This is a genomic window from Thermotalea metallivorans (assembly GCF_001562415.1).
GTDB lineage: Bacteria > Bacillota > Clostridia > Peptostreptococcales > Thermotaleaceae > Thermotalea > Thermotalea metallivorans.
In genome coordinates this window covers 44281-64327 of record NZ_LOEE01000046.1, presented here as the reverse complement: position 1 = coordinate 64327, position 20047 = coordinate 44281, and the positions used below count along the sequence as shown (strand labels likewise).

General features: G+C 41.8%; 20 protein-coding genes, 1 tRNA gene and 2 other annotated features. All 21 genes read left to right on the top strand.

All coding sequences use genetic code 11. The features are described from left to right. Window positions 1-174: 174 nt before the first annotated feature. The 21 genes from AN619_RS10675 to rpoB all read left to right on the top strand — a co-directional run bounded on the left by AN619_RS10675 (window position 175) and on the right by rpoB (window position 19963). Window positions 175-1893, top strand: coding sequence for a proline--tRNA ligase (locus AN619_RS10675; RefSeq protein ID WP_068556825.1), 1719 nt, complete (start codon window positions 175-177; stop codon window positions 1891-1893). Between the two features lie 118 nt (window positions 1894-2011). Then, window positions 2012-3499, top strand: a complete 1488-nt coding sequence (gene gltX / locus AN619_RS10670; protein ID WP_068556823.1) for a glutamate--tRNA ligase — start codon at window positions 2012-2014, stop codon at window positions 3497-3499. 23 nt (window positions 3500-3522) lie between these two features. Continuing rightward, window positions 3523-3743, top strand: a binding site (T-box leader). 66 nt (window positions 3744-3809) lie between these two features. Continuing rightward, window positions 3810-4484 carry a serine O-acetyltransferase gene (gene cysE / locus AN619_RS10665; RefSeq protein ID WP_068556821.1) on the top strand — a complete coding sequence of 225 codons (675 nt, stop codon included), beginning with the start codon at window positions 3810-3812 and terminating at the stop codon, window positions 4482-4484. Next, window positions 4481-5905: a cysteine--tRNA ligase gene (gene cysS / locus AN619_RS10660; RefSeq protein WP_068556818.1), complete on the top strand. Its 1425-nt coding sequence runs from the start codon at window positions 4481-4483 to the stop codon at window positions 5903-5905. Before cysE ends, cysS begins: the two co-directional genes overlap by 4 nt. An 18-nt stretch (window positions 5906-5923) precedes the next feature. Continuing rightward, window positions 5924-6370: a Mini-ribonuclease 3 gene (locus AN619_RS10655; RefSeq protein WP_068556816.1), complete on the top strand. Its 447-nt coding sequence runs from the start codon at window positions 5924-5926 to the stop codon at window positions 6368-6370. Window positions 6371-6375: 5 nt separating this feature from the next. Next, a complete protein-coding gene (locus tag AN619_RS10650) occupies window positions 6376-6747 on the top strand; it encodes a hypothetical protein (RefSeq protein ID WP_068556814.1) in 372 nt (123 codons plus the stop codon). 165 nt (window positions 6748-6912) lie between these two features. Further along, window positions 6913-7668, top strand: a complete 756-nt coding sequence (gene thyX / locus AN619_RS10645) for an FAD-dependent thymidylate synthase (RefSeq protein WP_068556812.1) — start codon at window positions 6913-6915, stop codon at window positions 7666-7668. Between the two features lie 137 nt (window positions 7669-7805). Continuing rightward, complete coding sequence (locus AN619_RS10640; RefSeq protein WP_068556810.1) at window positions 7806-8009, top strand: hypothetical protein; 204 nt, start codon at window positions 7806-7808, stop codon at window positions 8007-8009. 262 nt (window positions 8010-8271) lie between these two features. Next, complete coding sequence (gene rlmB / locus AN619_RS10635) at window positions 8272-9018, top strand: 23S rRNA (guanosine(2251)-2'-O)-methyltransferase RlmB (protein ID WP_068556808.1); 747 nt, start codon at window positions 8272-8274, stop codon at window positions 9016-9018. A gap of 11 nt (window positions 9019-9029) precedes the next feature. Beyond that, window positions 9030-9545 carry an NYN domain-containing protein gene (locus AN619_RS10630; RefSeq protein WP_068556806.1) on the top strand — a complete coding sequence of 172 codons (516 nt, stop codon included), beginning with the start codon at window positions 9030-9032 and terminating at the stop codon, window positions 9543-9545. A 79-nt stretch (window positions 9546-9624) separates the two neighbouring features. After that, window positions 9625-10275 (top strand): RNA polymerase sporulation sigma factor SigH, encoded by a 651-nt coding sequence (sigH, locus tag AN619_RS10625; protein ID WP_068556804.1) that lies wholly within the window; start codon window positions 9625-9627, stop codon window positions 10273-10275. Window positions 10276-10347: 72 nt separating this feature from the next. Further along, a tRNA-Thr gene (locus tag AN619_RS10620) sits at window positions 10348-10424 on the top strand. 104 nt (window positions 10425-10528) lie between these two features. Next, entirely contained in the window at window positions 10529-11722 is a 1194-nt protein-coding gene (tuf, locus tag AN619_RS10615) for an elongation factor Tu (RefSeq protein ID WP_068556778.1), read from the top strand. A 404-nt stretch (window positions 11723-12126) separates the two neighbouring features. Continuing rightward, window positions 12127-12276 carry a 50S ribosomal protein L33 gene (rpmG, locus tag AN619_RS10610; protein WP_068556802.1) on the top strand — a complete coding sequence of 50 codons (150 nt, stop codon included), beginning with the start codon at window positions 12127-12129 and terminating at the stop codon, window positions 12274-12276. Between the two features lie 55 nt (window positions 12277-12331). Next, the gene (gene secE, locus AN619_RS10605; RefSeq protein ID WP_068556800.1) at window positions 12332-12550 is read left to right on the top strand and encodes a preprotein translocase subunit SecE; all 219 of its coding nucleotides are present in this window, start codon (window positions 12332-12334) and stop codon (window positions 12548-12550) included. Between the two features lie 48 nt (window positions 12551-12598). Continuing rightward, entirely contained in the window at window positions 12599-13117 is a 519-nt protein-coding gene (gene nusG, locus AN619_RS10600; RefSeq protein WP_068556798.1) for a transcription termination/antitermination protein NusG, read from the top strand. A gap of 91 nt (window positions 13118-13208) precedes the next feature. Beyond that, window positions 13209-13634 (top strand): 50S ribosomal protein L11, encoded by a 426-nt coding sequence (gene rplK / locus AN619_RS10595; RefSeq protein ID WP_068556796.1) that lies wholly within the window; start codon window positions 13209-13211, stop codon window positions 13632-13634. A 68-nt stretch (window positions 13635-13702) separates the two neighbouring features. Continuing rightward, entirely contained in the window at window positions 13703-14401 is a 699-nt protein-coding gene (gene rplA / locus AN619_RS10590; protein WP_068556793.1) for a 50S ribosomal protein L1, read from the top strand. 61 nt (window positions 14402-14462) lie between these two features. Continuing rightward, window positions 14463-14607: a sequence feature (ribosomal protein L10 leader region), on the top strand. Between the two features lie 46 nt (window positions 14608-14653). After that, on the top strand, window positions 14654-15154 hold the full coding sequence (gene rplJ / locus AN619_RS10585) for a 50S ribosomal protein L10 (RefSeq protein WP_068556792.1): 501 nt from the start codon (window positions 14654-14656) through the stop codon (window positions 15152-15154). Window positions 15155-15193: 39 nt separating this feature from the next. Beyond that, window positions 15194-15562, top strand: coding sequence for a 50S ribosomal protein L7/L12 (gene rplL / locus AN619_RS10580; protein WP_068556879.1), 369 nt, complete (start codon window positions 15194-15196; stop codon window positions 15560-15562). A 690-nt stretch (window positions 15563-16252) separates the two neighbouring features. Beyond that, complete coding sequence (gene rpoB, locus AN619_RS10575; RefSeq protein WP_068556790.1) at window positions 16253-19963, top strand: DNA-directed RNA polymerase subunit beta; 3711 nt, start codon at window positions 16253-16255, stop codon at window positions 19961-19963. Window positions 19964-20047: the final 84 nt, after the last annotated feature.

Sequence of the window (20047 nt, the reverse complement as noted above, 5' to 3'; positions counted from 1 at the left end):
AAAACCCTTGAGGTTAGATTTGTTGATTTGTTCCGAAGTCTGTAGCTCAAGGGTTCCTGATCATTCTACTGCGCTGTCTGCAATATGAACAGAGGTGGTTATAGGCATATAACCACCTCTGTTCTCACCGGTGCATGATGATGTGCATGAATATGGGCAAAGGGGTTGAAAGAGATGAGAATGTCCCAAATGTATTTTCACACGCTTAGGGAAGTACCCGGCGATGGGGAGATTCCCAGCCATCGGCTCCTGTTAAGGGCCGGCATGATCCGAAAGCTGGCTTCCGGCATCTACGGATATATGCCCTTGGGATATAGGGTGATTCGCAAAATTGAGCAAATAATTCGTGAAGAAATGGACGCCAAGGGAGCACAGGAGCTCACAATGCCTGCTTTCCAGCCTGGGGAACTGTGGAAACAATCAGACAGATGGGCTGATTTTGGACAGGAAATATTCCGGCTTATGGATAGAAACGGGCGAGAGTTTTGCCTAGGACCTACCCATGAGGAGATTTTTGCTATGCTCGTCGGGGGCGAGGTTAAATCCTACAGGGAACTGCCTCTCAATTTATATCAGATTCAAAAGAAATATAGGGATGAGAAAAGACCTAGGTTGGGGTTAATAGATTGCAGAGAATTTATCATGAAGGATGCATATTCCTTTGATAAGGATTGGGATGGTTTAGATCTGACTTATTGGGAAATGCACGATACCTACAGCAGAATTTTTAGACGCTGCGGATTAGATTTTCGGGTTGTGAAAGCAGATATGGGCATGATAGGTGGCTTGGATTCCCACGAATTTACGGTGCTTTCCCAGCATGGAGAAGATATGATCGCATGTTGTAACTCCTGCGACTTTGCAGCTACCCTTGAAAGGGCTGTCTGTGCGGCGGGGATATGGAACCAAGATGGAGAGGAAAGAAGGTTGCTGGAAATTTATACCCCCAATATCAAAACCATCCATGCTTTGAAAACATTTTTAGGGGTGCCAGGGGATAAGTTGCTGAAAACATTGATTTTCAAGGTAAAGGATCAACTGGTCGCAGCGGTGCTGCGGGGAGATCGGGAATTAAATAAGGTGAAGCTGGCCAATGCCCTGAAGGTGCCGCCCCATGCACTAGAATTTGCATCGGCGGAGGATGTAAAGAAATGTACAGGGGCGGAAACAGGGTTTGCAGGACCTGTAGGCTTGCGGCATGCAAAGATTGTAGCAGATCAGGAAGTTCCTTTGATGAAAAATGCTGTAGCTGGTGCTAACAAAACAGATTATCACATGGTTCACGTAAATTATGGAAGAGATTTTCAGGCCGACATGATTGTGGATTTAAGACTGATGGAGGAAGGAGATCCCTGTCCCCAATGCGGCTCTCCTGTAACCTTGGCTAGGGGAATTGCGGTAGGACAAATCCGCCAGTTAGGAACCAAATACAGTGAGGTTTTTGAGGCAACATATGTAGATGAAAATATGGAGGAAAAATTGATGGTGATGGGCGCTTACGGTATCGAGGTTTCCAGGACTATGGCTGCCATTGTGGAGCAGCATCATGACGAGGATGGCATCCTATGGCCCTTGTCCGTGGCTCCTTACCAGGTAATGGTGACTGTGGTAAACGTGAAGGATGCAACCCAAATGTGTATGGGAGAAAAAATCTATCAAGCCCTGAGGGATTCCCATATAGATGTACTCCTGGATGATCGGGATGAACGGGGTGGAGTGAAATTCAAAGATGCAGACTTAATCGGCATCCCCATCAGAATTACTGTAGGGAAAAGGGCAGGAGAAGGCATTGTGGAGTTCAAACTGAGAAGGGAAAAAGGCAGGGAAGAATTGGCCTATAACGGGGCCGTGTTCAAAACATTGAAGCTTTTGAAACAGGCGGGAATGAAGTAAAAATAATCGGGGGACTCCCTTGATAACCAAAATATTTTGGGATATAATAAACTAATATAAAAAAGGGATAGGATTTTGCAAATTGCAAAAAGAAATATATGTTTGGGGAGGCAGGAAAATGACAGTACGAGTTCGATTTGCGCCAAGTCCCACAGGATTTGTCCATATAGGCAGTTTAAGAACAGCCCTTTATAATTACTTATTTGCGAAAAAGCATGGGGGCCGGTACGTTTTGAGGATTGAGGATACAGATCAAACGAGATATGTGGAGGGTGCCATCGAAGGTATGCTCAGAGCTATGGCGTGGGCCGGCGTGAATCACGATGAAGGTGCAGTTTTGGAAAATGGTGAACTGGTTCAAAAAGGCGAATACGGTCCCTATATTCAGTCGGAGAGATTAGATATTTATCAGAAATATATCCAACAGTTGATTGAAGGAGGTCATGCTTATTACTGCTTCTGTTCAAAAGAAAGGTTGGAGGAAGTAAGGGAACAGCAGAAAACCATGGGTCTAACGCCGAAGTATGATGGTCATTGTAGAAAATATACCCTGGAAGAGGCAAAAGAAAAAATCGCCCAAGGAGAATCCTATGTGATTCGCTTGAAATTGCCGGAAAACAAGGATATACAGTTTATGGATGTGGTTCGGGGGAATGTCACGGTCAATACAAATGATATGGATGATCAGGTTTTGATGAAATCCGACGGCTTCCCTACCTATCATTTTGCTGTGGTTGTGGACGATCATTTGATGGGCATTACCCATGTGATTCGCGGGGAAGAATGGTTGATTTCTACGCCGAAGCATGTATATCTTTATGAAGTTTTCGGATGGAAGGTGCCCCAATTTGTCCATTTGCCCAATATCTTAAATGCAGAGAGGAAGAAGTTGAGCAAAAGGCATGGGGATGTGGCTGTAGAAGACTTTATGAGAAAAGGTTACCTTCCGGAGGCCCTGGTGAACTATATTGCTTTGGTTGGTTGGAGTCCTGAGGACAATCAGGAGATTTTCTCCATGGATGAATTGATAGAGAAGTTTTCTTTGGATAGGGTATCCAAGAGTGGTGGCGTCTTTGATACGGATAAATTAAATTGGATCAATGGCCATTATATTCGGGAAAGTTCTGTGGAAAGAATTGCTGATTTGGCGATTCCCCATCTCATAAGGGCAGGTTATATTGCAGAAGGAGAAGTTTCAGAAAAATATCATTGGATTCAGGATATGGTAACTGTAATGAAGGATCGCCTTTCCTATGTTGGGGAGATTGTTGACAAAGGGGAAATTTTCTTTACTGCAGAAATTAAGCCGGAAAGCCAGGAGGCGGAGGAAATTTTAAAACTGGAACACCTGCCCCAATTGTTGGAGGTCTTTGCCAGAAAAATTCAAGGGGTGGAGACTGTGGATGAAGACACTGTGCAAAATATATTCAAGGAAATACAGAAAGAAACTGGAATCAAGGGAAAAAATCTTTTCATGCCCATTCGTGTAGTGCTGACGGGCGCTGTCCACGGCCCAGATCTTCCTTTGATTTTAAAAGTAATCGGGAAACAAAATATTTTATCTCGCATAGAATATGTAAAGAATCATTTGTTGCTGTCAAAATGAAAGGACAACAGAAATGAATATAGAAAATGGCATGGATGAGGAGAGTAGGTTTAAAATATCCTGACAGAGAAAAGCTATCGCAGGCTGAGAGTAGCTTAAGGTATATTTAAACTGAAATGCACCTAGGAGCCGCTGTCCGAAAATATAGTAGGCACAGCCGGAGAGGGCACCGTTATAAGCCCATAGAGCTGGGGCATTGTTGAGCCTAAGCAGAGTGGAACCGCGGAAAACCTTCGTCTCTGTAATATGGATTATAGAGAAGAAGGTTTTTTTGGGTTGATTTATCGATAAAGAAGGGGGGAAAGGATCTATGATTCGACTTTTTAAATTGATTCGTGAGGATATCAAGGCGGTGATGGAAAGGGACCCGGCTGCCAACAATTGGCTGGAGGTCCTCCTGTGTTATCCCGGTGTCCATGCCGTCATATTTCATCGAATCGCCCACGGATTATACAAGAGGGACTTTAAGATTTTGGCCAGGCTTGTTTCTCAAATTAGCCGCTTTCTTACAGGGATCGAAATTCATCCCGGTGCCAAAATTGGCAGAAGGTTATTTATTGACCACGGAATGGGTGTTGTGATTGGTGAAACTACGGAAATCGGCGACGATGTAACCATCTATCAAGGGGCTACCTTGGGAGGGACAGGAAAAGAAAAAGGAAAGAGACACCCCACCATAGGAAACAATGTGGTTATCAGCAGTGGTGCCAAAATACTAGGACCTTTTAAAGTAGGGGACGGTTCTAAAATTGGCTCTGGATCTGTGGTGCTGCGGGAAGTCCCTCCCAATTGCACAGTAGTGGGAGTGCCTGGACACGTGGTTATAAAAGATAATGTAAAGTTAAAAAATATGCATAGGGATCCAATTGACCTGGATCAAGTAAGACTGCCGGATCCTATCGCTGAGGAACTGGAGTGTTTGAGAAAGCGCATTGTAGAATTAGAGAAAAAAATATTAGAATTAGAAAGGGAGAGAAGCCTATGAAACTATATAATACACTCACAAGAAAAAAGGAAGAATTTGTGCCCTTGGTACCTGGGGAGGTAAAAATGTATGTTTGCGGGCCGACGGTATACAATTATTTTCATATAGGAAATGCAAGGCCCTTTACGGTGTTTGATACCCTGAGAAGATATCTCGAATATCGAGGTTATAAAGTGACCTATGTGCAAAATTTTACGGATATTGATGATAAAATTATTGCCCGGGCTGCCGAAGAGGGCATCAGCCCGGGAGAAATCAGTGAAAAATATATTGAGGAATACTATAAAGATGCAGCGGCTTTGGGGATCAGGAAGGCAGACATACATCCCAGGGTAACAGAGAATGTGGAGGAAATCATTGCCTTTGTCCAAAAACTGATTGACAAAGGGTTTGCCTATGAGGTCAATGGAGATGTGTATTTTGACACCACAAAATTCCATGAATATGGAAAACTTTCGAAGCAAAGTCTGGAGGATCTGGAGGCAGGGGCTAGAATCGAAGTCAATGAGGTGAAGCGAAACCCTATGGACTTTGCCCTGTGGAAAGCTCAGAAGCCCGGGGAGCAGGCCTGGGACAGTCCTTGGGGCAAGGGAAGGCCGGGTTGGCATATTGAATGCTCTGTAATGTCTACAAAATATCTGGGAGAAACCATTGATATTCATGCAGGGGGACAAGACTTGATTTTTCCCCATCATGAAAATGAGATTGCCCAAAGCGAAGCTTGTACGGGACATCCTTTTGCTAGGTATTGGCTGCACAATGGATATATTACCATCAATGATGAAAAGATGTCGAAATCAAAGGGAAATTTCTTTACTGTGCGGGATATATTAAAGGAATTTGATGGGGAAGTCATAAGATTTTTCTTATTATCGGCTCACTATCGAAATCCTATTAATTTCAGCAGGGAATTGATGGAGCAGTCCCAAAGTGCTCTAGATCGCCTTTATAATGCCAAGGGAAATTTGGAACATTTGTTGGAGAATGTGGAAGACAGGATGGTAAGGGATGAGGAAAGGCAGCTCCTTGCCCAGTGGAAGATCTATAAGGATAAATTTATTGAGGCGATGGATGATGATTTGAATACAGCCGATGCCATTGCGGCCATTTTTGAGCTGGTGAAGGAGATCAATTCCAATGTAAAGGGAACTTCTTCCAAGGAGCTGGTGCAGAGGAGCTATGCTTTGCTTGTGGAGCTGGCCGGAGTATTGGGCTTGCTGAATAAAAGGAATGAAGAGGCAATAGATCCTGATATCCTGCAGTTGGTGGAAGAAAGACAGAAGGCAAGAAAAGAGAAAAATTTTGCTTTAGCGGATAAAATCCGGGATGAACTAAAGGAGAAGGGCTTTATTCTAAAGGACACGCCCCAAGGTGTGCAAATCATGAAACGGAATGAATCGGGAACAAAACCACAATTTTAAAAAAAGGTAGGTTGCTGAATGAAAAAGGATTTTCTGAACTCTATAGGGATTCGAAAAAAAACACCCGAAGAAATTCATTTTATTTCACCCTTGGTCTATGCATATATTGGCGATGCCATATACGAAGTCTATATCCGAACCTATATATTTCATCGGTATAGAGGCAATGTCAATATTATGCATCAGATCGCTACGAGGTTTGTCAAGGCTGGGGCCCAGGCGGCCGTCGTCCGAGCATTGGAGGATCAATGGAGCGAAGAAGAGTGGGGGATTATCAAGCGGGGACGGAATCAGAAATCTGGATCCGTACCCAAAAATGCCAACCTTTCTGATTATCGATATGCCACAGGTTTTGAAGCATTGCTGGGATATCTGTATTTGATGGACAAGCATGACCGGATAGAGGAAATTATCAAGAGGGCCATTGAAGTTATTGAAGGAGAAAAAATCCATACATTGGAGTGAGGAACATGGAGAAGAAGGAGAAAATTTATCTCTACATTACGCTGTTTCTGGCAATGGTATTGATAGTGAAATCACTGTTTTTGGATGAAGTAAAGGATCTGAAGGAAGATGAATTGAAAGTAAAACAGTTTGTTGAAAGGGCAGTGGACGAGCATTATGGGGGATTTTTCAAGGAAAAAAATATGGTGGGATATAGGGTGGTGAGTATAAAAAAAGTAAGTAACGAAGGAAAGTCTCGTATAGAATACTATGATCCTGAAGGAAAACAGTATGTACAGGGAGAAATACAAGGCAAATACCAAGCAAAGGTGAGGGGTTACTTCCTGCATGTTATCCCTTATAAAGAATTCAAAGTAGCAACGTATCGTGAGCAATAGGTTTTATACGAACTTTTACTTGTTTGTTTTGTCTTACGCCCAATGCTTTATTACCAACTGCTAGTACGGGTGACTGGCAACGGCTAAAGAAAAATAATCTTTGGATAAATGAAATTCTAAAGTTGTAAACCGAACGTGATTCAGTTAAGAAAAAGGGGGGATTTTATGAAGGTGACATTGATTCAACATACACCGGATCCGGAGAAGGTGGTTGCGGCAGCGGCAAAACTTTGTTATTCTGCCGTAGGTGTGGATGATATTATGGAAGACTTGACAGAAGAAAAGGTGGAGAAATTTGTAGATATGCTGATGGGATTGGGACATGAGTCCCCCATAGAACATGTGATTTTTACTTTTGCTGTGGAAGGGGTGAGCCGGGTGCTTACCCATCAATTGGTGCGACACAGGATTGCATCCTATTCTCAACAATCCCAGCGATATGTCAAGCTGGAACAGTTTGATTATATTATTCCGCCGAGCATTGAAGCTGTTCCCGAAGCAAAGGAAAAGTTTATCGAGGCCATGGAAGCGGATCAGAAGATTTATTGCCAATTGGTGGAAATCCTGCAAAAAGAACATTTCCACAGGTTGCTGAAAGAAGGAAAGGATGAAAAACAGGCAAGAAAAATGGCTGAAAAGACAGCCATTGAGGATGCTCGTTATGTTTTTCCCAATGCGTGTGAAACAAAGATTGTGTTGACGATGAATGCCCGGTCTTTAATGAACTTTTTCCATCATCGCTGCTGTGAAAGAGCCCAGTGGGAGATTCGTGCATTGGCCATAGAAATGCTAAGATTGGCAAGGGGTGTTGCACCGAACCTGTTCAGGCATGCAGGACCCGGTTGTATCAAAGGTCCTTGCCCGGAGGGGGTCATGAGCTGTGGGAAATTGGCAGAAGTAAGAGAAAAATTCAGAGGATGACGGAAATTTCCTTGGTACAAGCAGTGTTTTGGAGGAAGAGGGATATCTTCCTATAAAAAAACCGTCTTTGCATATTTATGATGATTTTGGGTATCTATAAAATATAGCAATGATGATAAAAAAGGCGGTGACGGGCGATGACGAAAAAGGAAAGAGAGAACTTGAATAGGGTAAGGAGTATTGAGTGTCCAAAATGCCAATGTGATATGATTTTGGAAACAGAAGCAGATGAAGAAGTTGTGGATGTAATGGCAGCCATCGAATGTCCCAATTGCAAAAATCGGCTGGAAGGGGACGACCTTAAACATATCACTGCAAATCAATTTCCGGGAATTTATTAAAAAGCTGTTGATTGCCACATAACAAGGAGGTGTCAGCTGCAAGTAGGCTGGACACCTCCTTGTTTGCTGAAAAATTTTGTTAGGACATCTGAAAAGAAGTCTTGCAGGTGTACATGCCCTGAGCAAACAGCAAGCATGAAAATGGCATCAAGGATAAGATTAGAGAAATTTTTCTTGAACTATGTTGCAAAATCAAATAAACTACAAAAAAGAGGAAAAAATAAAAAATAGATCGATTGGTGAATGAAAGAGGTGATGGGAGATGTCCCGTTCAGATAAAATTGAGGGAAGAAATCCTGTGATGGAAGCTTTGAAAGCAGAAAGGGAGATTGATAAAATTCTGGTGGCCAAGGGAGCCGCAGAGGGATCTATCCATAAAATTGTGGGGATAGCCAAGGAGAGGGGGATTCCCATACAGTATGTGGAAAGGCAAAAACTGGACCAGCTGTCGGAATCCCATGCCCATCAGGGGATTATTGCCTTTGCTGCGGCCCATGCCTATGTGGATGTGGCGCATATTCTGAAAAAAGCAGAGGAAAAGGGAGAGGATCCTTTTATTGTAATTTTGGATGAGATTACGGATCCCCACAATCTAGGTTCGGTGATTAGAACGGCCTATGCTGCGGGGGTTCATGGCGTGATCATACCGAAAAGAAGAGCGGTAGGATTGACAGCCGTGGTGGCAAAGACATCCGCCGGAGCCATTGAGTATGTACCTGTTGCCAAGGTATCCAACCTTGCCCAGACGATCGATCGATTAAAAGAAAGGGGACTCTGGATTATTGGTGCCGATATGGATGGAGAAAAGGCATATTATGAAAATGATCTTACAGGGAAGATTGCACTGGTGATCGGCAGTGAAGGAAAGGGGATCGGCAGGCTGATAAAAGAGAAATGTGATTTCATCATTCATATTCCTATGAAGGGAGAGGTAGGCTCGCTGAATGCCTCTGTAGCGGCTGCCATTCTTATGTATGAAGTCATGAAGCAAAGAAAAGGCAAGGAATAAGGTGACGGATATTGAAAAGATATTTGCTGGTGGATGGGTATAATATCATCAATGCTTGGCCAAGACTGAAGAGAGCAGGGATGGAAAACCTGCAGGAGGCAAGGGAGCAATTGATTGAAATATTAGCGGAATATAAATCCTTTACCGGAGAAGAAGTAATCATTGTGTTTGATGCCCATTTGGTAAAAGGAGCTCAAGGGAAGCGAGAGTCCTTAAATGGCTTAGAGATTATCTTTACCAAAGAGCATCAAACGGCTGATTCCTACATTGAAAGAAGGGTAGAAGAACTAACGAAAAACCGCAGGAATATGGTACGGGTAGCTACATCGGATTGGGCCGAGCAGCAGGTGGTGCTGGGGAGTGGTGCTGCAAGAATCTCTGCCAGAGAGCTGGGGATCGAAGTAGAGGCGATCAAAAATCAGATTCAGGAAAAGACAAAGGAAGTTCAGCAAAATCACGGCCGATTGGGGGATCGATTGGACTCGAAAATTGTTGAAATCCTTGAAAAATGGCGGAGAACACAGTAAATAAACTTGACGGTCAAAGACAAGTTGATGTATAATAGAGATACGGTTTTTGTGCTTGTGAAAAATGAAATCGGGGGCGATGTTGGTGGGAGCAAGTGTGCAAAAAGAGATTTCAGATAATTTCGAACTAATGGTTGATGAAGAAATCGTAGAAGATGCCAGACGTGGGGATGCGAAAGCGCAAGAATATCTCATCAAAAAATATAAAAATTTTGTTCGTGCCAAGGCCAGATCTTATTTTTTGATTGGAGCAGATAGAGAAGATATTATTCAGGAGGGAATGATCGGCCTTTTCAAAGCAATTCGCGATTTCAGATCAGACAAGCTTTCATCCTTTAGGGTATTTGCTGAACTATGCATCACAAGGCAGATTATCACTGCGATTAAAACTGCCACAAGACAGAAGCACATTCCGTTGAATTCCTATGTTTCTTTAAACAAGCCTATCTATGATGAGGAATCTGATAGAACCCTGTTGGACGTATTGTCCGGGGTAAAAATTTCTGATCCAGAGGAGTTGATTATTTCCAGAGAAGAGCTGGGACATATTGAATCAAAAATCGGAGAAATTCTTAGTGATTTAGAATGGAAAGTGTTAATGTCCTATCTCCAAGGAAAATCTTATCAGGAAATTGCCGTAGATCTGGACAGGCATGTAAAGTCTATTGACAATGCCCTGCAACGGGTCAAGAGAAAGCTGGAGAGATATCTGGAAGCGAGAAGCAGCTAAAAAATGGAAAGATTTTTACATAAAAAATAATTGACTTTTCAAGCAGAAGGTAGTAAAATATTTTACAGTAATGCCCATGTGGCTCAGGAGGTCAGAGCGTCGCCTTGGTAAGGCGGAGATCGGCGGTTCGAATCCGCTCATGGGCTCCATTTATAAATTTTTACATATAGATACACCCGGATAAGTTTACTAAGACGCAGAAGAAGTTTGGGAGAATAAAGGGATCTAAAAGTGCGATAAGGAGGAAGAAAAAATGGCAAAAGCGAAATTTGAGAGAACGAAGCCACACGTGAACATTGGAACAATCGGGCACGTTGATCATGGTAAGACCACATTAACAGCAGCAATTACAAAGACACTGCATAAGAGATACGGATTAGGCGCAGAGGTAGCCTTTGATCAAATTGACAAGGCACCGGAAGAAAGAGAAAGAGGGATTACAATTTCAACAGCCCACGTTGAATATGAGACACCCAACAGACACTATGCCCACGTGGACTGCCCAGGCCATGCTGACTATGTAAAGAACATGATTACAGGGGCAGCGCAAATGGACGGAGCGATTCTGGTAGTAGCAGCGACAGACGGTCCGATGCCGCAAACAAGAGAGCACATTCTGTTATCCAGACAGGTAGGGGTACCATACATTGTAGTATTCCTAAACAAGTGCGACATGGTAGATGACGAAGAATTATTAGACTTAGTAGAAATGGAAGTAAGAGAATTATTAAACGAATATGAATTTCCTGGAGATGACACACCGATCATCAGAGGATCTGCATTGCAAGCACTGAACGATCCGATGGGACCATGGGGAGACAAGATTGTGGAATTATTCGAGCAAATTGATGCATACATTCCTGAGCCACAAAGAGAAATTGACAAGCCATTCTTGATGCCTGTAGAGGACGTATTCTCCATCACAGGTAGAGGAACTGTTGCGACAGGAAGAGTAGAGAGAGGCGTGTTGAAAGTATCTGATGAGGTAGAGATTGTAGGATTAATGGATGCGCCAAGAAAAGTTGTTGTAACAGGGGTAGAGATGTTCAGAAAGCTGCTTGACCAAGCACAGGCAGGAGACAACATTGGAGCATTATTAAGAGGCGTACAAAGAGATGAAATAGAAAGAGGCCAAGTATTGGCGAAGCCTGGCTCCATCAAGCCTCATACAAAATTCAAGGCAGAGGTTTACGTATTGAAGAAAGAAGAAGGTGGAAGACATACACCATTCTTTAACGGATACAGACCACAGTTCTACTTCAGAACAACAGACGTAACAGGTTCAATTGCATTGCCAGAAGGAATGGAAATGTGTATGCCTGGAGACAACGTACAGATGACAATTGAGTTAATCACACCCATTGCCATCGAAGAAGGTTTAAGATTTGCGATCCGTGAAGGCGGAAGAACAGTAGGAGCAGGCGTTGTTGCTTCTATCGTAGAGTAATTTTGAAATGCATAAATTTTAGGACTAGGTTTGCTTCTCAAACCTAGTCCTTTAAAATGGTTGCAGCATCTTTCATGTGTAAATAATCAAATAAAATAATGGCTATACTAAAAAAGACTGCTAGAAAAAAATAGCATCAATACAGAGAAAAGCATAGGCGAGGATGTGGACTTATAGACAAGCCCTTGAGATTTGCCTTCATGATCATGATACTGATCTGACTTTAATGTGAAAGAGAAAAGATCCAGTCAATTGCAGGCAAAGTCCATGGCATGAATAGGAAAAATCGTATTGACATCCATTGCAAATTGTGATAGTTTTAATAAGTAATGGTATCATAATGAGATATCTGCGTCGATTTGCTGGAAAGTTGAGATAGACAGTAGGTTCTAGGAGGTGTAAACATGAGAGTGAAGATTACTTTAGCATGTACGGATTGCAAACAGAGAAATTACCACACAATGAAGAATAAAAAGAATGACCCCGAGAGATTAGAAATGAAGAAGTACTGCAAGTTCTGCAGAACACACACTGTCCACAAGGAAACAAAATAATTCCATATTCAATGTATGTTTACCATATTAACATATAAGGATGTGAAATAAGCATATGGCAACACAAACCAATACAAACAACCCAGGAAAAACTAGAGATTTCGGGAAGTTTTTCAGAGGGGTAAAGTCAGAACTGAAAAAAGTAAACTGGCCAACCAGAAAGGATTTAGTATCCTATACGACCGTTGTACTTGTGACATGTGGACTAGCAGCGATTGGTGTATGGATGATAGATACCGTTTTTGGAAAAACTCTTCAACTAATCATTAAATAGTGAGGGAGGGAAGAGTATTTTATACCAAGCGTATAAATACTCTGCTATATGTCGGAAAAGGCTAAATGGTATGTGGTGCACACCTATTCTGGCCATGAGAACAAAGTAAAAGCCAATATCGAAAAAATTGTGGAGAATAGGGGCATGGAAGATGTGATCCATGAGGTGCTTGTACCTACAGAAGATAAAGTAGAAATAAAGAATGGCAAAAAAAAGATAAAGCAGAAGAAAATTTTTCCAGGATATGTTCTTGTGAAAATGATCATGAATGATGAATCTTGGTATGTGGTAAGGAATACAAGAGGCGTTACAGGTTTTGTAGGTCCTGGATCCAAACCTATACCCCTAACGGATGAAGAAATAAAAAATATGGGCATTGTTGAAGCAATGCCGGAAATTGATGTGGTCGTTGGAGATACCATCAAAGTTACCTCCGGACCTTTTGAAAGCTTTATGGGAGTTGTCAAGGACGTAAATCTGGAAAAACATACATTGAAGGTGCTGATCTCTATGTTTGGTAGAGAAACACCAGTGGAACTTGATTTTACACAAGTACAAAAACTATAAACTGCTATGAAAAGCTATATGCTTTTTAAAATAAAAATTTGATGTAAGAAATCAATGCAAAACTTACACAGGGTAATGAGGAGGTGTAACCATGGCTAAAAAAGTTACAGGACTAGTAAAATTACAAATCCCTGCAGGGAAAGCTACGCCAGCGCCACCGGTAGGTCCGGCTCTTGGACAACAAGGTGTGAATATAATGCAATTCTGTAAAGAATTCAATGCTAGAACTGCAGATCAAGCTGGCTTGATTATACCAGTAGTAATCACTGTTTACCAAGACCGATCCTTTACATTTATTACAAAAACGCCACCGGCATCGGTTTTACTAAAGAAAGCTGCGAAAATCGAGAGTGGTTCTAGTGCACCGAATAAAACGAAGGTTGCCAGACTTTCTATTGACAAGGTAAGAGAAATTGCAGAATTAAAAATGCCTGACCTTAATGCTGGTAGCTTAGAGGCTGCAATCAGCATGATTAAAGGTACAGCGAGAAGCATGGGTATCGTAGTAGAAGAGTAATTGTTGAATGGGGCAAATCGCGTGGGAGGTATTCTCAACACCGTTAAAACCACAAAGGAGGTAGCAAAATGCCAAAAAGAGGTAAAAGATATCAAGAAAGTGCAAAATTAGTGGATAGAGCAACGCTTTATGAGCCAGCAGAAGCTTTTGATCTGGTCATCAAAACTGCAAAGGCTAAATTTGACGAAACCGTGGAAGCACACATCAAGTTGGGCGTTGACTCAAGACATGCAGACCAACAAGTAAGAGGGGCCATTGTTTTACCTCATGGAACCGGTAGAACAAGCAAAGTCTTAGTATTTGCTAAAGGTGATAAAGCCAAGGAAGCTGAGGCAGCCGGAGCAGACTATGTTGGCGCAGAGGATATGGTTGAAAAGATTCAAAAGGAGAACTGGTTTGATTTTGATGTAGTCGTGGCTACACCGGATATGATGGGGCTTGTGGGTAGACTTGGTAGAGTTTTAGGACCAAAGGGTCTGATGCCGAACCCAAAATCAGGTACAGTTACTTTTGAAGTAGAAAAAGCCGTAAAAGAAATCAAAGCAGGTAAGGTAGAATACAGATTAGACAAAACAAACATTATCCACGTTCCCATTGGAAAAGTTTCCTTTGGAACTGAAAGATTATCCGAAAACTTCCAAACACTCATGGAAGCTGTTATCAAGGCAAAACCAGCGGCTGCAAAAGGACAATACTTAAGAAGTGTTGTTGTTGCCAGCACAATGGGCCCTGGTATTAAAATAAATCCTGTGAAGGTAATGGCATAATTTGCCCTTGCTTTATCGTTGACATATAGATTTTACAATGATATAATCAAAGCGTTGTAAATGAAAATATGAATATAAACCGTAGACAGTAGGCACCCTCAAAGGGTTTAAATGATCCTACCGAGGTTGAAACTATAGATTTCGGGTTGGACGGAAATTATAGGACCTCTCTATGTCTACGGTAGAGAGGTTCTGTTATTTTTAACAGAACACATAAGGATTTTTGAGGTTGCAGAGGAGGTGGACACCGAAATGTCAAATAATTTGGAGATCAAAAAGCAGATTGTAGAAGAAATTAAAGAGAAGTTCAGCAAAGCCCAATCAGCAGTAATCGTAGACTACAGAGGCCTGAATGTGGAAGAAGTAACTGAATTAAGAAAAAAGATGAGAGAGGCTGGCGTAGACTACAAAGTTTATAAAAATACATTAACGAGATTGGCTGCGAAAGAAACAGGCTATGAATCATTATTAGGCGATCTTACAGGTCCTAATGCCATTGCTTTTGGCTATCATGATCCGGTAACACCGGCAAAAATCTTAAATGACTTTGCGAAGGATCACAAAAAGCTGGAGTTAAAGGCTGGCGTTGTGGAAGGTAAATACTGCAATCTGGAAGAAATCAAGGCAATTGCAGAAATTCCGCCAAGAGAAGTATTACTTGCAAAATTACTTGGAAGCATTAAATCACCATTGTCAAATCTTGCTTACTTGCTTCAAGCAATTGCAGACAAGAAAAATGGTGCTGAAGCGTAAAACAATCATGATCTAAAAATTTCGGAGGTGTAGATGAAAATGACAAGAGAACAAATCATTGAAGCGATTAAAAATATGACGGTGTTAGAATTAAATGAATTAGTAAAAGCATGCGAGGAAGAATTTGGTGTATCTGCAGCAGCTCCAGTGGCAGTAATGGCACCTGGTGCAGCGGCAGCTCCAGCAGCAGAAGAAAAGACTGAATTTGATGTAATCTTAGCAAATGCCGGTGCAGAAAAGATTAAGGTAATTAAAGTAGTTAGAGAATTAACAGGCTTAGGATTAAAAGAAGCAAAAGATTTAGTAGACAATGCGCCTAAGACATTAAAAGAAGGTGCATCTAAGGCAGAAGCAGAAGAAATCAAGGCGAAGTTAAGCGAAGTAGGGGCTACAGTAGAAATTAAGTAATTAAACAAACAAAAAGGACTCCAGAGGAATCTGGAGTATCTTTTTGTTTGTTTACAAAATACGAAAGGGTATTAGTTATATTTTAGCACATTCGCCAGGGCTTGACAATAAAAAAAGTTTATGATAGCATTATATAATGCCATAGAAGTCACGTTTTTTGTTTTGGAGTATAAATGAATTTTTTTTTGGCTATAGTATAAAGGATGCAAATAAAATAACATATTTATCCTTGATTTCCAGTGCATAAGTAGATAATAAAATTTTAAATTTTTTATGCAGTGTTTATAGATGGTTGCCTCATTCTAAGGTTTTATTTATTATTTATGGAAATTATCTTTTTTATTCGGTAAATGTCTTGTTGTTAGTTAACAGTTACCAGCCACCAACTGATAACAACTGGCAACTGGCACCTATAATACAGGCAATGTGCAATTTTAAAATTTTATATCTGTAGACATAACTGAGAAATATAGAAATTTAGATTACAACAAAGCTTTCTTTTTGTGGGAAAAGGAAGGTTTTGTCCATATAGAATGCAGTTCTAATAATCTCTTCTCATGATTTCTGAAGGACTTTTCCAAGGCATTGATGATGTAAACCGCTAGGTTTATGATTTTGTCATATGTTTTGAAAAGCTGCCTTTTATTATTCAGTAAAAGCTTTTTATATTACTACAAGGGGTGAAAAAACATGCCACATCCTATTCAGGCCGGTAAAATAACGAGAATGAGTTATTCCAGCATTGATGAAGTACTAGAGCTTCCAAATCTGATTGAAATTCAAAGCAAATCTTATGAGTGGTTTTTAAAGGAGGGACTGAAGGAAGTCTTTGAAGACATTTCCCCTATTCAAGATTATACAGGTAATCTTATTCTTGAATTCATCGATTACTCGCTGGATGGAGAGCCAAAATATGAAGTAGAGGAATGTAAAGAGCGAGACGTTACATATGCGGCTCCATTAAAGGTGAAGGTAAGATTGATCAACAAAGAAACTGGAGAAGTAAAGGAACAGGAAGTATTTATGGGGGATTTTCCCCTGATGACTGACAAGGGAACTTTTATCATCAATGGCGCTGAAAGAGTCATTGTCAGCCAGCTTGTAAGATCTCCTGGACCCTACTATGCAGTCCAAGTGGACAGAACAGGAAAGAAATTATTTTCTACGACGGTGATTCCAAACAGAGGGGCATGGCTGGAATATGAGACGGACTCCAACGATGTGATTTCTGTAAGGGTGGACAGAACAAGAAAGCAGCCCGTTACTGTCTTGCTAAGAGCCCTCGGTTTTGGGACTGATGCAGAGATACTGCATTTGTTGGGTGAAGATGAACGCCTGATGAATACCCTTGATAAAGACAACACAAAATCCCAGGAAGAAGGTTTGTTAGAGATATATAAGAAATTAAGACCGGGGGAACCACCTACGGTAGAAAGTGCCAAATCTCTAATTGATTCTTTATTTTTTGATCCCAAGCGATACGATCTGGCAAAGGTAGGCCGTTATAAATACAATAAAAAACTAGGTATTGTCAATAGAATTACCGGGTTTAAAGCAGCAGAAACCATTGTAAATCCGAATACCGGGGAAATCTTTGCAGAGGAAGGCCAAAAGATTGACCGGGAGACAGCGATTGTCATAGAAAATGCAGGGATAAAAGCAGTAAATATCATTGGAGAAGATGGAAAAGTAGTGAAAGTAATTGGCAATCACTTTGTGGATATCAAAGAATACATTTCTTTTCATATAGATGATTTAAATATTGAGAGCAGGGTACATTATCCTGTACTGAAAGAAATACTGGATACATGCAAAACAGAGGCTGAAATTCGGGAAGCATTGAAGGAGAGAAGTAAAGATCTGTCACCGAAAAATATTATTATTGATGATATTATTGCTTCCATCAGTTATATACTGAATCTTGCCCATGGCGTTGGAGAAGTGGACGATATAGATCATTTGGGAAACAGGAGATTAAGATCTGTAGGCGAACTGTTGCAAAATCAGTTCCGAATCGGTCTTTCGAGAATGGAGAGGGTTGTCAAGGAAAGAATGACCATTCAAGATATTGATGTCATTACGCCTCAAGCCCTGATCAACATTCGTCCTGTTGCTGCCGCCATTAAAGAATTTTTTGGCAGCAGTCAGTTGTCTCAATTTATGGATCAAACCAACCCGTTGGCAGAGCTTACCCATAAAAGAAGGCTGTCTGCCCTTGGACCTGGTGGATTGTCCCGGGAAAGGGCGGGCTTTGAAGTGCGGGATGTACATCATTCCCACTATGGCCGCATGTGTCCCATTGAAACGCCGGAAGGCCCCAATATCGGCTTGATTGGCTCTTTGAGTACTTATGCTAGAATCAATGATTATGGTTTTATTGAGGCACCCTATCGCAAGGTGGATAAAAAGAGGGGTGTTGTCACAGACGTCATCGAGTATTTGACTGCCGATGAAGAAGATAAGTTTATTATTGCCCAAGCCAACGAACCCTTGGATGAAGAGGGAAGATTTATCAACCGCAGGGTTACTGCCAGAACAAGGAATGGCGGCATCGATGTTGTGCCAAAGGATGAAGTAGATTATATGGATGTATCGCCAAAACAGGTGGTTTCCGTGGCAACAGCCATGATTCCTTTCTTGGAAAATGATGACGCCAACCGTGCTCTGATGGGCTCTAACATGCAGCGTCAGGCTGTGCCTTTATTACAAACCGATGCTCCGATTATCGGAACAGGTATGGAATATGTGGCAGCTAAGGATTCCGGCGTTGTGGTGCTGGCAAAGAATTCTGGAATTGTAGAGCGTGTGACTGCTGATGAAATTGTCATCAAAAGGGATGCCGATGGCGGGCGGGATAAATACAAGCTGTTGAAATTTAAACGATCTAACCAAGGTACATGTATTAATCAAAGACCTATTGTCAATAAAGGAGATCATGTAGAAAAGGGAGAGACCATTGCCGATGGTCCATCCACCGATAACGGAGAAATTGCACTAGGAACGAACCTTCTCATTGGTTTTATGACATGGGAAGGGTATAACTATGAGGATGCCATTTTGTTGAATGAAAGGCTGGTAATGGAGGACAAACTTACGTCCATTCATATTGAAGAATATGAAGCAGAGGCAAGGGACACGAAGCTGGGTCCTGAAGAAATTACCAGGGATATACCCAATGTAGGGGAAGATGCTTTAAGGGATTTGGATGAAAGAGGAATCATCCGTATCGGAGCTGAGGTAAACTCAGGAGATATTCTTGTAGGAAAAGTAACACCTAAGGGTGAAACAGAGCTGACAGCAGAAGAACGATTGCTTCGTGCTATTTTTGGTGAAAAGGCAAGGGAAGTACGAGATACATCCCTAAGGGTTCCCCACGGAGAATCGGGTATTATTGTGGATGTAAAGGTATTTACCCGTGAGAATGGGGATGAGCTGCCGCCGGGAGTCAATATTCTGGTAAGATGCTATATTGCAAAGAAGAGGAAAATCAATGTGGGCGACAAGATGGCAGGACGTCACGGAAATAAAGGGGTAATTTCCAGAATATTGCCAGAAGAAGATATGCCATTTTTGGCGGATGGAACACCCTTGCAGGTTGTGCTAAATCCCTTGGGGGTACCGTCCCGTATGAACATCGGCCAGGTGTTGGAAGTCCATTTAGGACTCGCCGCTAAGAAAAAAGGCTGGAAGGTTGCCACACCAGTATTTGATGGTGCCAGTGAACAGGATATTCGAGAACTGCTGCAGGAATGTGGCTATCCCGAAGATGGAAAACTGGTACTTTACGATGGAAGAACAGGCTTGCCCTTTGACAACCGAGTAACGGTAGGCTATATGTATATGTTAAAACTCCACCATTTGGTAGATGACAAAATCCATGCCCGCAGCACAGGACCCTATTCCTTGGTTACCCAGCAGCCCTTAGGCGGTAAGGCCCAGTTCGGTGGACAGCGTTTTGGAGAGATGGAGGTATGGGCATTGGAAGCGTATGGTGCTGCCCATACGTTGCAGGAGATTCTAACGGTAAAATCTGACGACGTAGTAGGACGTGTAAAAACCTACGAAGCCATTGTGAAGGGTGAAAATATACCAGAGCCGGGCGTGCCAGAGTCCTTCAAGGTATTGATCAAAGAATTGCAAAGCTTGGCTTTAGATGTGAAAGTATTGACAGAAGATGATGCGGAACTGGAAATTAAAGAATCGGTGGATGATGACATCAGTGATCTGGATGTAATCCTTGAAGGTGAGGAATTTAACACCTATGAAGAGGAGTATGAACAGCAGAAACTGGAGGAAGATGTAGACGCCGAAGAATATTTTGATGAGGAAGATGCAGATAAAGATCATTTCATCAGCGATGACGATTACAGTCAATATGAAGATTATGATGATGAATTTTAATAGGGATGTATAGGACGTTGCAGCAAAATCCATGATCTTTGAATCCGGATGGAATGTCTACTCCATCTGGATCAAGGATGAAGT